The organism is Flavobacterium sp. ZE23DGlu08 (assembly GCF_030505335.1).
In the GTDB taxonomy this organism is placed as follows: domain Bacteria; phylum Bacteroidota; class Bacteroidia; order Flavobacteriales; family Flavobacteriaceae; genus Flavobacterium; species Flavobacterium algoritolerans.
Genome location: NZ_CP130045.1, coordinates 1,635,603 through 1,649,424 on the forward strand (window position 1 = coordinate 1,635,603; position 13,822 = coordinate 1,649,424).

The 13,822-nt window shown below is 33.3% G+C and carries 15 protein-coding genes and 1 tRNA gene; 13 read left to right on the forward strand and 3 right to left on the reverse strand.

All coding sequences use genetic code 11. The features are described from left to right. Positions 1-42 precede the first annotated feature (42 nt). Entirely contained in the window at positions 43-783 is a 741-nt protein-coding gene (locus Q1W72_RS07145; protein WP_302137755.1) for a hypothetical protein, read from the forward strand. Positions 784-838: 55 nt separating this feature from the next. On the opposite strand, the gene Q1W72_RS07150 is transcribed toward Q1W72_RS07145, so the two are convergent. Next, the gene (locus Q1W72_RS07150; RefSeq protein ID WP_282713196.1) at positions 839-1,315 is read right to left on the reverse strand and encodes a TspO/MBR family protein; all 477 of its coding nucleotides are present in this window, start codon (positions 1,313-1,315) and stop codon (positions 839-841) included. Between the two features lie 287 nt (positions 1,316-1,602). Here Q1W72_RS07150 and Q1W72_RS07155 point away from each other — a divergent pair, with 287 nt between their 5' ends. The 6 genes from Q1W72_RS07155 to Q1W72_RS07180 all read left to right on the forward strand — a co-directional run bounded on the left by Q1W72_RS07155 (position 1,603) and on the right by Q1W72_RS07180 (position 7,211). Further along, complete coding sequence (locus tag Q1W72_RS07155) at positions 1,603-2,685, forward strand: diphosphomevalonate/mevalonate 3,5-bisphosphate decarboxylase family protein (RefSeq protein ID WP_302137756.1); 1,083 nt, start codon at positions 1,603-1,605, stop codon at positions 2,683-2,685. 41 nt (positions 2,686-2,726) lie between these two features. Beyond that, complete coding sequence (locus tag Q1W72_RS07160) at positions 2,727-2,921, forward strand: hypothetical protein (protein ID WP_099713687.1); 195 nt, start codon at positions 2,727-2,729, stop codon at positions 2,919-2,921. A 57-nt stretch (positions 2,922-2,978) separates the two neighbouring features. Further along, on the forward strand, positions 2,979-3,917 hold the full coding sequence (locus Q1W72_RS07165) for a mevalonate kinase (RefSeq protein WP_302137758.1): 939 nt from the start codon (positions 2,979-2,981) through the stop codon (positions 3,915-3,917). A 298-nt stretch (positions 3,918-4,215) separates the two neighbouring features. Beyond that, positions 4,216-5,649, forward strand: a complete 1,434-nt coding sequence (locus Q1W72_RS07170; protein ID WP_302137759.1) for an ATP-binding protein — start codon at positions 4,216-4,218, stop codon at positions 5,647-5,649. After that, a complete protein-coding gene (locus Q1W72_RS07175) occupies positions 5,633-6,037 on the forward strand; it encodes a response regulator transcription factor (protein ID WP_302137760.1) in 405 nt (134 codons plus the stop codon). Before Q1W72_RS07170 ends, Q1W72_RS07175 begins: the two co-directional genes overlap by 17 nt. A 217-nt stretch (positions 6,038-6,254) precedes the next feature. Next, positions 6,255-7,211, forward strand: coding sequence for a geranylgeranylglycerol-phosphate geranylgeranyltransferase (locus Q1W72_RS07180; RefSeq protein WP_302137762.1), 957 nt, complete (start codon positions 6,255-6,257; stop codon positions 7,209-7,211). Here Q1W72_RS07180 and Q1W72_RS07185 read toward each other — a convergent pair. Next, positions 7,208-7,336 (reverse strand): hypothetical protein, encoded by a 129-nt coding sequence (locus tag Q1W72_RS07185; protein WP_302137763.1) that lies wholly within the window; start codon positions 7,334-7,336, stop codon positions 7,208-7,210. The two genes, Q1W72_RS07180 and Q1W72_RS07185, sit on opposite strands and share 4 nt — an antisense overlap. A gap of 157 nt (positions 7,337-7,493) precedes the next feature. Here Q1W72_RS07185 and Q1W72_RS07190 point away from each other — a divergent pair, with 157 nt between their 5' ends. The 4 genes from Q1W72_RS07190 (at position 7,494) to Q1W72_RS07205 (ending at position 11,534) form a co-directional block, all read left to right on the forward strand. Beyond that, positions 7,494-8,402 carry a pseudouridine synthase gene (locus Q1W72_RS07190; RefSeq protein WP_302137764.1) on the forward strand — a complete coding sequence of 303 codons (909 nt, stop codon included), beginning with the start codon at positions 7,494-7,496 and terminating at the stop codon, positions 8,400-8,402. An 85-nt stretch (positions 8,403-8,487) separates the two neighbouring features. Continuing rightward, positions 8,488-8,850, forward strand: coding sequence for a nuclear transport factor 2 family protein (locus tag Q1W72_RS07195; RefSeq protein ID WP_099713694.1), 363 nt, complete (start codon positions 8,488-8,490; stop codon positions 8,848-8,850). A gap of 211 nt (positions 8,851-9,061) precedes the next feature. Next, the gene (locus Q1W72_RS07200; protein ID WP_302137765.1) at positions 9,062-10,831 is read left to right on the forward strand and encodes a DUF885 family protein; all 1,770 of its coding nucleotides are present in this window, start codon (positions 9,062-9,064) and stop codon (positions 10,829-10,831) included. 13 nt (positions 10,832-10,844) lie between these two features. Beyond that, positions 10,845-11,534: a hypothetical protein gene (locus Q1W72_RS07205; RefSeq protein ID WP_143394870.1), complete on the forward strand. Its 690-nt coding sequence runs from the start codon at positions 10,845-10,847 to the stop codon at positions 11,532-11,534. Between the two features lie 41 nt (positions 11,535-11,575). Here the strand turns inward: Q1W72_RS07205 and Q1W72_RS07210 are convergent. Next, positions 11,576-11,657: transfer RNA gene (locus Q1W72_RS07210), tRNA-Leu, on the reverse strand. A 108-nt stretch (positions 11,658-11,765) separates the two neighbouring features. Between Q1W72_RS07210 and Q1W72_RS07215 the strand changes: the two genes are divergently transcribed. Together Q1W72_RS07215 and Q1W72_RS07220 are read left to right on the forward strand one after the other, a co-directional pair. Beyond that, on the forward strand, positions 11,766-13,154 hold the full coding sequence (locus tag Q1W72_RS07215) for a dipeptidase (protein ID WP_302137767.1): 1,389 nt from the start codon (positions 11,766-11,768) through the stop codon (positions 13,152-13,154). 317 nt (positions 13,155-13,471) lie between these two features. Beyond that, positions 13,472-13,822, forward strand: coding sequence for a hypothetical protein (locus Q1W72_RS07220; RefSeq protein ID WP_240723433.1), 351 nt, complete (start codon positions 13,472-13,474; stop codon positions 13,820-13,822).

Genomic DNA, 13,822 nt, shown 5'->3' on the forward strand with positions numbered 1-13,822 from the left:
AAGAAGATTCTGATAACTTTACTATCGTATTATCAGAAACTTATGAAAACAAAACTACTCGCCTCCTTTTTTATTTTATTTCTTCACCATAGTGGTCTAGCACAAATTAGCAACCGCATTCAGGGACAAGTATTATTTGATAAAACCGCTGCAACCAAAGTTGAAGTAATCAATTCAACCTCCAAAACCGTTATTTTGACCGATACTGATGGAAAGTTTGCAATTAACATTGAAATTAATGATGTATTAGTTTTTGTTGCTAAAAATCATAAAATTAAAGAAATAAAAATTTCAGTAGCAGTATTAAACCAAGGTGCTCTTAAAGTAACTTTATCTTCTAAAGTAGAAGAGCTTAAAGAAGTGGTTGTTCAAAGCATGCCGTCCATAAAACTTGGTAAAGATGCTAAATGGGAACAAGCCAAACTAGATCAATACGCTCTTGAAAAAAATGCAAAATCATTAAAAAATCCTGGCATTTATACTGGTACCATTGAAAACGGCATGAATTTAATGAGAATTGGCGGAATGATAGCTAAGTTGTTCCAGAAAAAGAATACTGATACAGAGGTAAAAGGTCCTGTTCTGCCTTTTGTAGAGGCTGCAAAAACCCAAATCGAACCAGAATTTTATACCGACACATTACAACTTCAACCCGAGGAAATTGGAAAATTTCTAGATTTCTGCAACAAAGACCCAAAGTCAAAAATAATTGCTGAACAACAAAATGTACTTTCGCTTCAGGAATTTATGAGTCTCAAAATATTACATTTCAAAAGCAAATAAACTTTTAAAATATCATTGCAACCCAGACAAAAGTAAGTTTCTGAAATACGAGATCTTATCTATTCAACCACCAAATACTTCCATTTAAAACGGCGGCAAAACTTACCCAAGCCAAATACGGAAGTAATAAATAGCCTGCAATTTTATTGATTTTGGCAAATTGAACGTACGTTTCAAAAATCATCAACCACAATACAATAATTTCTAATCCGGCTAACATTGGATTGTGTAAACCAAAGAACAAATACGACCACAAAGCATTTAGTGCCAATTGTATTGCAAAGAAAACCAACGCTTTTTTTACAACTTCTTTTTCTGATTCAATTCTATCCCAAACTAATCCTGCGGCAACGCCCATCATCACATACAACATACTCCAAACTGGTGCAAAAACCCAATTAGGCGGATTAAAACTTGGTTTTACTAAAGTTGGATACCACGTTGTAATGGCAGATCGAGTTACAATTCCAGAGAAATATCCAATCGCAAGACACGTAACAACAACAGCTAATATTCGGGTGATCTTATTCATTTTTATATTTTTTAAAATGTACTATTTTCTTGAAACATATGAGCTATTTAAGAAACAATAAGTGTACTGATTATCTCGTAAACTTTATATTTCTAACCATTAAGGAATTAAGAAAAATTAAGCCCAATACTTAATGAAGCTTAATTCCTTAATGGTTAAAAAATCCTTGATGGACTTATATGATTATTTTTATTGTCCAAATTTACTTAAATCTTTGTAACGATTAACCAACTAAACGAATAAACAAATAACCCAAAAAAAGTATCTTTGCGTAAATTTATACATTCATGATTTCAGCAAACGATTTTATTCCATCAAAATATACACATTCGATTGAAAGCGGAAATTTTCAATGGAGCGCGCCCAGTAACATTGCTCTTGTAAAATATTGGGGAAAAAAGGACAATCAAATTCCAGCCAATCCTTCGGTGAGTTTTACCTTGAATAATTGTAAAACGATAACGAAATTGGCTTTCGACAAAAAAGAAAACGACGGTACATTTTCCTTCGATTTACTTTTTGAAGGGAAACCAAAAGAAGATTTCAAGCCAAAAATTCAAAAATTCCTGGAGCGAATAGAAATCTATTTACCGTTTTTAAAAGACTTCCATTTTACGATTGACACAGAGAATACCTTTCCGCATAGTTCCGGAATTGCTTCGTCAGCATCTGGAATGGCCGCTTTAGCGATGAACTTGATGAGTTTAGAAAAAGCGTTACATCCTGAAATGACTGAGGAATATTTCTATCAAAAAGCGTCTTTATTAGCACGTTTAGGTTCCGGAAGTGCTTGCAGAAGTGTAAAAGGCCAAGTGGTGGTTTGGGGAAATCATGCAAATATCTCCGGAAGTTCTGATTTATTTGGGGTAGAATTTCCTAATGCGATTCATGCAAATTTTAAGAATTTTCAAGATACTATTTTACTGGTTGACAAAGGTGAAAAGCAGGTTTCAAGTACCATTGGGCATGATTTAATGCACAACCATCCTTTTGCCGAAAGGCGATTTGCACAAGCACATGAAAATTTAGACCAACTGATTACCATTTTTGAAAGTGGGAATTTAGAGGAATTTATCAAAATTGTAGAAAGCGAAGCCTTGACTTTACATGCTATGATGATGACCTCGATGCCTTATTTTATATTAATGAAACCAAACACTTTGGAGATTATAAATGCGATTTGGAGATTTAGAAATGAGACTAAAATTCCAGTTTGTTTCACGCTGGATGCTGGTGCAAATGTGCATGTTTTATATCCTGAAAATGTGGCCGAAACAGTTTTACAATTTATTAAGAACGAATTAGTTGGCTATTGTCAAAATGGTCAGTACATTTGTGACGAAATTGGAAATGGAGCTTCGTTGATTTAATCTGTTTTTTTCCTATCTTTATTTTTTAAAGAGCTGAAATCATGGATATTCAATCAGAGAAATTAGAATTGATAAAAATGTTATTAGAAACTGATGACAAAACGATAATCGAGGCTATAAAAAACATTTTCAAAGCACAAAAAAAAGATGTCTGGAAAGAACTATCTCCTGAACAACAAGAAGAAATTGATCTTGAAATTCTAGAGGCTAATCGCGGAGATCAAGTTGATTTATAAAAACTATTTGTTACAACATATAATTATCAAGCTTAAATTGTTAATTTACAACCCAATATGAAAGGACCTTTATTTTATTCAAAAATATTACTCTTTGGAGAATACGGAATTATTCGTGACTCAAAAGGGCTTTCAATCCCATATAATTTTTACAATGGTGCACTTAAGAGAGATGAAAATCCAACTGAAGAAGCCATCAAATCAAATGGTCACTTAAGACGTTTTGTAAAGTATTTAGAAACTCTACAAAAAGAACAATCTGACTTAGTTACTTTTGACCTGACTACATTAAAAAACGATGTGGAAACCGGAATGTATTTTGATTCCAGTATCCCACAAGGATATGGCGTAGGCAGCAGCGGTGCACTTGTAGCAGCGATTTATGATAAATATGCACAAAATAAAATCACGGTTCTGGAAAATTTGACCCGTGAAAAATTATTGCAATTAAAAAATATATTTTCTCAAATGGAGAGTTTTTTCCACGGAAAAAGTTCTGGTTTAGATCCTTTAAACAGTTATTTGAGTATCCCGATTCTGATTAATTCTAAAGACAATATTGAAGCAACCGGAATTCCAACACAAAGTTTTGACGGAAAAGGTGCAGTATTTTTATTAGATTCAGGAATTGTGGGCGAAACTGCTCCGATGGTAAATATTTTCATGGAAAGTCTGAAGGACAAAGGTTTCCGTGCGATGTTGAAAAATCAATTTGTGAAATATACGGATGCTTGTGTGGAAAATTTCCTTGGCGGAGACATGAAATCATTGTTCATGAATACTAAGAAATTATCAAAAGTAGTTTTGAATAACTTCAAGCCAATGATTCCGGAACAATTTCACGGAATTTGGCAGCAGGGAATTGACAGCAATGATTATTATTTAAAATTATGCGGTTCAGGCGGTGGCGGTTACATCTTAGGTTTCACTGAGGATTTAGAAAAAGCCAAAGCTTCTTTGAAAGATTACAAACTTGAAGTAGTATATCAGTTTTAAAAAATTTCATACTCCCACAAATTTATGCTGATAGCACAATTTTGTGGAAAACAACCAATTTCAAATTAGAAAAACACGAATTTACTGGGTCAAAGAACCTTGTAAAATCGTGTTTTTTTATGCTTTTGTGGTAATTCGTTTATTGAAAAAAAATATGTTTTTTTGGCAAAACCTTAAAAAACAAAAATTAAATTATTCAATACAAATAAATTTAAACCAAATCTTACATTTTCAATAAAAAACATCTTATCTTTAAACATCTGATTTTTTTTGCCCCACTACCTACAAAAAAAACTATATGACTGAAAATAAAATTCTTGAAAATTTTAAGCGAAGCAATATTTTCATTCCTCTGATTATAGTAATTATATCCTGCTCCTCGTTGACTATCATCAACTACCTAACCATTAAAATCTTGTCGGCATCCAGAGCGTATGTAAATGGAGAATCTCATTATTCCAAAGGACAAAAAGATGCAACACGCCACCTCATCACGTATTTATTTACTAATGACAATAGTCAATGGAAATTATTTAACGACGAATTAAGTGTTCCTATAGGAGATAAAACTGCGCGAATTGGCTTAGTTAACAATAGCGATATTGAAATAATCAAAGATGGATTTAGAGCTGGCCGAAATGACGAAAGAGATCTTGATGATTTAGTTTGGTTATTTCAACATTTTCACTCCGTTCCTTTTTTAGCAAAAGCGATTAATGAATGGGAAAAAGGAGATCAATTAATTGACCAATTGGCATTGATTGGAAATGAGGCCCATAAAAAAATAAGTACCAATACTTTAAGCCCAAACGAAAAAGAAAAAATTTTCCAACAGATAAATAGCATTACCTACAAACTAACTATAAATGAGCGTAATTTCTCTGATGCACTAGGAGAAGGCACTCGCTTAATTAAAACCTACCTTCTTTTTACCAATATTTTTTTTACGTTAATAATCATTGGAAGTGTCAGTATTTATTATTCTGTAATGATTAATAAGCTAAGACGCTCAAAACAAGAAACAGAAGATAAAAACAGGAATTTAATAATAGCCAATAAAGAACTTGATAAGTTTGTATACAGTGCCTCTCATGATTTAAGGTCGCCCATCTCTTCTTTGAAAGGATTAATAGAGATTGTAAAATTAGAAGATGATTTGGATGAAATCAGAGATTATTTAGACTTAATGCATCAAAGTCTTGATAAGCAAGACCAATTTATTAGAGATATAATTGATTATTCCAGAAATAAACGAAAAAAAGTAACTACAGCTTCTGTTAGTATAAATGAAATTATAGATGAAATTATTTCTCAACATTTTTATATTAAGGGAACGAATGAAATTGCCATCAAAAAAAACTTATCCGTTGATGAAGTCCAAAGCGATGGTTTGCGATTAAAGATTATCTTGAATAACTTACTATCAAATGCTATCAAATATTCTGACGAGAAAAAAGAGAAGCGTTATATTGCTATTAAAACGTATACCAAAGGGGAATTTTACAAAATAGAAATTGAAGATAATGGCATTGGAATTAACAAAGAATACCAAGTCAAAATTTTTGAAATGTTTTTTGTAACCAATAACAGCAAGAGAGGTTCCGGTTTAGGTCTTTACTTAGTAAAAGAAGCTGTTGAAAATCTTAATGGAAACATAACCGTAGATTCAAAAATGAATATAGGAAGTAAATTTACAGTAACGATACCCATACAACATGAGGGCCAATTATAAAGTTTTGATAATTGACGACAATATAATTGATCAAATTGTCACGAAACAATTACTAAGAAAAACACTGGGTATAACTGAAATAAGCACTGCCAATAATGGTAAAGAAGGAATTCAATGGCTTACTAATTACAAAATCAGTGCTGAAGAATCTCTGATAATTCTGTTAGACATTAAAATGCCCGAAATGGATGGATTCGAGTTCCTTTTAAAATACGAAATGCTCTCTGAAGAATTGAAAAAGGAAACTCAAATTTTCATGCTTTCCTCAACATTAGACCCTAACGATATTACGCGGGCAAAAAACAATACATACGTCAAAACTCTTTTGAGTAAACCTTTACCAATTAAAAAATTTGGTAAAATGATTTATCCTGATTCTTCCCTTTAATAAGCAATTAATTTTGAATCAAATGAAATCAGATTTAGCTCTATAGAATTATCCGAAATAAAGGTAGTATTTCACAATATCCTCTTAAAAGAATTCCCGTTTATGAGTTTTTGTAAAGAAATCAAGTTGATTTTAAAAACAAAATCCTAAATTTGAGCATAAATAGGCAAGTTTGCTATACCGATGTAAAAACTTGACAAAAAACTACTAATAAAAAATGTTAAGCAGGCAACAGAAGCTTTTAGTGATGAAAATTGTCAGTTTGTTTTCTGTCGTTAGAGGCTATAACATTCCGGTAATAATTTTGGCACAATACCTTTCGTCTATATTTATTTTGGCTCCCGAAAAAAGAGCGTTGGATATTCTACTCGATTTCAATTTATTTATATTGGTTTTTGCTTCTTCGCTAACAATTGCTTCCGGATATATCATCAATAATTTTTATGACAGTCGAAAAGATTTAATCAATCGTCCCAATAAGTCGATGCTGGATCGATTAGTGAGTCAAAAAACAAAACTAAACGTCTATTTTACACTCAATTTTATAGTGGCTTTAATGGCTTTGTTTGTTTCTTGGCGCGTATTTTTATTCTTTTCAGGATACATATTTTTCATCTGGTTTTATTCTCACAAAATAAAAAAATACCCAATAATAGGAAACTTGACAGCTGCTTTGCTGGCTGTTTTACCTTTTTTTGCCATACTGCTGTATTTTTATACTCGGATTCCATATGAAGAGATTGAAAACTATAAAAGACAGCTTGGCGTTATTTTTTCGCATGCCACTTTTTTGTTTTTGCTACTGTTGATTCGAGAAATGATTAAGGATTTAGAAAACCTAAAAGGTGATTTAGCCAATGATTACAAAACGATTCCTATTGTTTACGGCGAAGAAATATCGAAAAAAATCATTACTGTTTTGACAATTCTGACTATTGTTCCCGTTTATGTTTTAATCGAAATTTACGATGTGGGTTACATGGATGTTTATTTTTATTCTTGTCTGATTGTACTAATTTTTTTCTTGGTTTACTTGTGGAAATCAAGCACAAAAGCACAATTTTTATTGCTTCACAACACTTTGAAATTCCTTATTGTTGCGGGTGTTTTTTGTATTGTATTGATAAATCCGAGTGTTTTATGGCACGGGAAAAAATTGTTGATGACGGTTTAAACATTTTCTTCTTCGGGATTATAAAGGTTGAAAACCATTTTCTCAAGAATTCCCAAATACCTCCATTTGGTTAGCCCCGATAGTCCCGAAGCTTCGGGAGAAATCCTTTTATTTTTTACTGCCAAAAAATAAAAGATTGTAATGAATAGCGGGAATAGCTCCAAAAAACGAAACTAAAACGTATTAATTAGCTTATAAACTAGATAGTTAGCGTTTTTATAATTGGCTGTTATTGATTGTCAAGTATATAAATAGTATCTTTGCACAAATTATTGGAATATTATGAATAACAAGGAAGGCAATAATAAGAAAAGTGGTCCAAGAACAACTAGCTCAAGACCAAGTTCGAATAAGCCAAAACCTGCCATGCAGAAGCGCGCTCAAGGGCCGAAAAAAGTTAAAGTAAATACTAAAGTTGCCGATATCGCTACTGATAAAGTAGAGAAAAAACCAAATCAAGCACCAAAGAGACCGAAAGTAAAAGACGAAATTCGTTTGAATAAATACATTGCTAATTCTGGTGCGTGCTCGCGTCGTGATGCTGATATTTACATTCAATCCGGGACTGTAAAAGTAAACGGGATTCCTGTTACCGAAATGGGATACATGGTAAAACCTGGAGATGTTGTGAATTTTGATGGTGCTACTTTGACACCGGAGAAAAAAGTATATATCTTACTAAACAAACCAAAAAACTTTACGACTGCCATGGACGAAGGTCAGGAATATCGTAATGTATTGGAACTGGTAAAAGGTTCTACGACTGCAAAAATTGGTGCCGTGGGAAGAATGGACAAAAATACAACTGGTTTGTTATTGTTCACGAATGACACGGACATGATTCGTAAATTTACGTTACCAAGCCAAAAATCATCTAAAATTTACCAAGTTTCATTAGACAAAAACTTGAAATTTGAGGATTTAGAAAAAATAAACAAAGGTTTGACTCTTGACGGACACCGCGTTTTTGTGGAAGATGTAAGTTACATTGACGGAGAAGCTAAAAGTGAAATTGGTTTGCAATTAAGATCCGCTAACGTAAAAGTGGTTCGTTCTATTTTTGAACACTTTAGTTATGATGTATTGCGTATTGACAGAGTTTCTTTTGCAGGTTTGACCAAAAAGAATTTGCCAAGAGGAAACTGGAGATTGCTTACTGAACAAGAAATTATCAATTTGAAGAACGTTTAATATTTCTTTGAAATTATAAAAATGAAATCCCTTCCGTTTACACGGAATGGGATTTTTTTAATTAAAAATTCAACCCTAAATTAGTATGACACCAGAAAAACTACAATCAATTGCTTTTAAATGGTTTGAAACTTTCAACAATAAAGAATTAGAAAAATTATTGTCTTTATACGATGAAGATGCTGTACATTTTAGTCCAAAACTTAAAATGTACAAACCGGAAAGCGACGGTTTTGTTACCGGCAAAGAAGCATTACGAGAATGGTGGAAAGATGCTTTTGAGCGTTTGCCCAGCTTGAATTACAAGGTAAAATCGCTAACTGCAAATGGAGATCGCGTTTTCATGGAATACATAAGAACGGTTACCGGTGAAGAGGATTTACTGGTGGCGGAAGTATTAGATATCAGAGAAGATAAAATAATTGCTTCCCGAGTGTATCACGGATAAAAACATATTTTTTTAAAATCTGTTTTTTTTTAAAGATATAGAAAAATAGAAACCTAAGATCCCATTCGTTTTAAAGCGGATGGGATTTTTTTTGCGAATAAGAACTAAAAACAGAAAAAGTCCATGTTAAAGCATTACAAATAGAAACATATTTGGGAAATAATTAATTTTTTTGAATAAATTAGCTACAATTATTTAACTATCATCCATTATGAGAAAAATAAGCGCACTTTTTATCACATTGACAACCTCTATATTGCTGGTCAACTGTAAACCTGAAGACAAAAAAGAAGACTTTGGTAGTCTGACAGAAAATTATTTTGACGATAAAAATGCGATGAGTCCATTGGATGCAACGCAAAATGGTCAAAACGAGTATAACGATCAGCTGCAATTTGAAATGACGGACAGCTATAGAAAGTCGCAAGAAGCTTTTTTTGACAAATATCAAACTGCCTTAAAAGCTATCGATAAAGAAAGCCTATCTGAAGAAGAAAAAAACAGTTATGAAATCATAAAATGGGAAGTTGAGATTGGCAAAGATTTATTGAAACAACCTACTAACCTACTTCCTGTACATCAATTTTGGGGGACACACCTAACGATGGGGCAGTTTGCGGGAGGAACCAGCGCGCAACCTTTTAAAACCGAAAAAGACTATACTAATTTCCTAAAAAGGATGGACAAATATTCCATTTGGATAGATTCGGCTATGGTGTATATGAAAAAAGGAATGGCAAAAGGAATTGTGTTGCCAAAATCATTAACAACAAAATTAATTCCACAATTTGCTGAAATGGCCACGCCAAAAATCGAAGATAATTTATTTTACTCGTCGATAAAATTGATGCCCGCTACTTTTTCTGATGCAATAAAAAAAGACTTAACCACAAAATATACGGCTACTATCAATGATAAATTGATTCCACAATATAAAAAAATGGCTGATTTCCTGACCAATGAATACCTCCCTGCATCAAGAGCAACCAGCGGAATAGGAAGTTTCCCTTTCGGAAAGGATTTGTATGCTACATATGTAAAACAATGGACTACAACCGAAATGACTCCGGAGGAAATTCATGAATTGGGATTAAAAGAAGTAGCTCGGTTGAATGCCGAAATGGAAAAAGTAAAAGCTCAAGTAGGCTTCAAGGGCACTTTATTAGCATTCTTTGAGGAAGTTAGAAACAAAAAGGAATTAAAACCTTTTAAAAGTCCTGAAGAAGTGATTGCTAATTTTCAAAGTATCTATACCCGAATCAAACCGAATGTAGACAAATTATTCGCATTACAACCTAAAACAAAATTTGAAATCAGAAGAACGGAAGCCTTTAGAGAAAAAACCGCAAGTGCCGAATATATGCAAGGAACAGCTGATGGTTCCCGTCCCGGTATCTTTTATGTTCCAATACCTGACGTAGCTAATTATAATCTTTATGGAGACGAAGACTTGTTTTTACACGAAGCAATTCCTGGACATCACTTTCAAATTTCGTTGCAACAAGAAAATGCCAATCTTCCTGATTTTAGAAAATTCAATTGGTTTGGCGCATACGGCGAAGGTTGGGCTTTGTACACCGAAAGCTTAGGTAAAGAACTTGGATTGTATCAAGATCCGTATCAATATTTTGGAATGTTAGGCAATGAAATGCACCGAGCAATCCGATTAGTAGTGGATACTGGATTACACTCTAAAGGTTGGACCAGAGAACAAGCTATAAAATATTCATTAGAAAATGAGGCTGAAAGTGAAGCCAGCATTATTCCGGAAATAGAGCGTTATATGGCAATTCCGGGACAAGCATTGTCTTATAAAATAGGGCAGTTAAAAATTATAGAGCTTCGTAAAAAAGCCGAAGCTAAAATGGGTACAAAATTTGATATTAAAAAATTTCACGAGAAAGTATTGGAATCTGGAGTGATGCCTTTAGCATTATTAGAGATGAAAGTAAATACGTGGATAAATGAAGCTAAACAATAAAAACTAACAAATCATGAAAAAACTATTGCTAAACACATCATTGCTGTTTTTTACCGTATTAAGCATTAATGCACAACGACTTATGGACACCATGGATCCTACCTCTTCAGGGGCTTTATTTAGAAACGATGTTTTGAATAAAAAAGAAATGACAAAAATAGAAGGGTCTGAATACTTAGTTGACGAATTTAGGTTAGCTGAGGTTTCTGGGATTCCTCAACAGATTATGGTCCGTTATAATGCGATGACGGATATGATAGAAGTTCAAAATGAAAAAAAGGAAGTTTTTTCATTAATGAAAAAGGAGCCTTTTAATATCATAACTATTATTCCATTCACGGATAAGATCAAGCTTTTAAATTATAAAACTAAAGACGGAGAAGTAAATGGATATTTAGTAGAATTATTTAATAAGAATGATGTTGCTTTATACAGAAGAGATAAAATTGCCATTCAAAAAGGAAAAGAAGCTATCAACTCATATTCTCCTGCCACATCCGCAAGATATGTTAAAACAAATGACGAGTATTATTTGAGTCTAAAAAATGAGACGGCTGTTATGATGCCAAAAAACAAGAAAGAACTTCAAGATCTTTTCCCATCGAAAAAAGAAGAGATTGCAACGTATCTAAAAAAGAATAATTTTTCTTTGAAAGAGGAAAAGAGTATCATTGAAATGGTAAAATTCATATCTAATTTCTAATACATACAAAAAAAGCTTCTCGATTGAGAAGCTTTTTTTTGTGCGGATAATAGGACTCGAACCTACACGCCTTGCGGCACCAGATCCTAAGTCTGGCATGTCTACCAATTTCACCATATCCGCGTAATTGTGGGTGCAAAGATAAACATAACTTCCAATTTTCAAAGTAAATTTGACAAAAAATATTCATACTCTTTTTTGTACTTTTGAAATATAAACAAAATTCAAATAATGGAAAATATTAAAGCATACGTTCAAGAACACAAAGATCGCTTTATCAACGAGTTAGTCGAATTATTAAAAATTCCATCCGTAAGTGCCGACACTGCTTATTCGCATGATGTTTTTGAAACAGCAGATGCCGTAAAAGCAAGTTTAGAAAAAGCAGGTTGTGATTTTGTTGAAATTTGTGATACTCCAGGTTATCCAATCGTTTATGGAGAGAAAATCATAGACAAATCATTACCAACCGTTTTAGTATACGGCCATTATGATGTTCAACCACCAGACCCAATGGAATTATGGACTTCTCCACCCTTTGAACCCGTAATCAAGAAAACCGAAATTCATCCTGAAGGTGCCATTTTTGCCCGTGGATCATGTGATGACAAAGGCCAAATGTACATGCACGTAAAAGCATTGGAATATATGGTTCAGTCAAACACTTTGCCTTGTAATGTGAAATTCATGATTGAAGGCGAGGAAGAAATTGGCTCTAAAAGTTTGAGTTGGTTTGTGGAACGCAATCAGGAAAAACTAAAAAACGATGTGATTTTAATTTCGGATACCGGAATGATTTCAAATCAGCAACCCTCAATCACAACCGGATTACGTGGGTTAAGTTATGTAGAAGTAGAAGTTACGGGACCAAACCGTGATTTGCATTCTGGTCTTTATGGTGGTGCTGTTGCCAATCCAATCAATGTTTTGGCTAAAATGATTGCGTCACTTCATGATGAAAACAACCACATTACCATTCCTGGTTTCTATGATAATGTAGCAGAATTATCACTTGAAGAAAGAGCAGAAATGGCCAAAGCGCCTTTCAATTTAGAAAACTATAAAAAAGCTTTAGACTTAAATGACGTTTATGGCGAAAGCGGTTATGTAACTAACGAAAGAAATTCCATTCGCCCTACGCTAGATGTCAACGGAATTTGGGGTGGTTACACAGGAGAAGGTGCTAAAACAGTGATTGCCAGCAAAGCTTTCGCTAAAATCTCGATGCGTTTGGTTCCAAATCAAGATTGGGAGGAAATCACCGAACTTTTCACAAAACACTTCACAAGCCTTGCTCCTGCTGGCGTTACCGTAAAAGTAAAACCACATCATGGCGGACAAGGTTATGTAACCCCGATAGACAGCATTGGCTATAAAGCCGCAAATATGGCATACACCGAAACCTTTGGCGTTCCCGCAATTCCGGTGCGTTCAGGAGGAAGTATTCCTATCGTAGCGTTATTCGAAAAAGAACTCAAAAGCAAGACTATTCTAATGGGATTTGGTCTGGACAGCGATGCCATTCACTCGCCAAACGAACATTTCGGAATCTTCAATTACCTAAAAGGAATTGAAACCATTCCGTTGTTTTACAAATATTTCGTGGAGTTGTCAAAATAAATTCCTTTAATTAAATACTATATCCGCTCTACACAGGGCGGATTTTTTTTGGGCGTTTCCCGCCAAAAAAGGCGGGTCAGGCTGTCCGTTCTCAATCTTTTTATTTTTTAAAGAAAAAAAATAAAAAGGATTTCCACTCCCATCCTTAACGCAAATCCCTGAATATCAAAATATTTTTATTTAAAATTTGTTTATTTCATTTTATATTCTACATTTGTAGAGCAAACTCTATTTCTGTAGAACAAAATCATTTTATGCGACAAACTGTAATTGTAATAGGCTTGGTATTATTATTATTTGGTTGCAAAACCAATCAAATGAAAAATAAACTTAGAGAAGGACTTTGGATTGAACAATACACACAAGACAGTTCCCATTATAAATCGGTTGGAAAATATCGAAAAGGTGATCCCATAAAAAAATGGAGCTATTACTTAAATGGTAAAATCATTAAAAGAGAAAAATACAAAGACAACATCTGCAACACTACTTTTTATCATAAAAATGGAAAAATACAGTCCAAAGGAAAGACAAAAATGGAAACGAGCGATAAGTACGCGCATTGGTTTTATTTTGGTGACTGGAACTTCTTTAATGAAGATGGAAAACTAATAACAATAAAGAAATACAATAACGGGGAATCACTTTCCGAAATAGAAATTAAATAA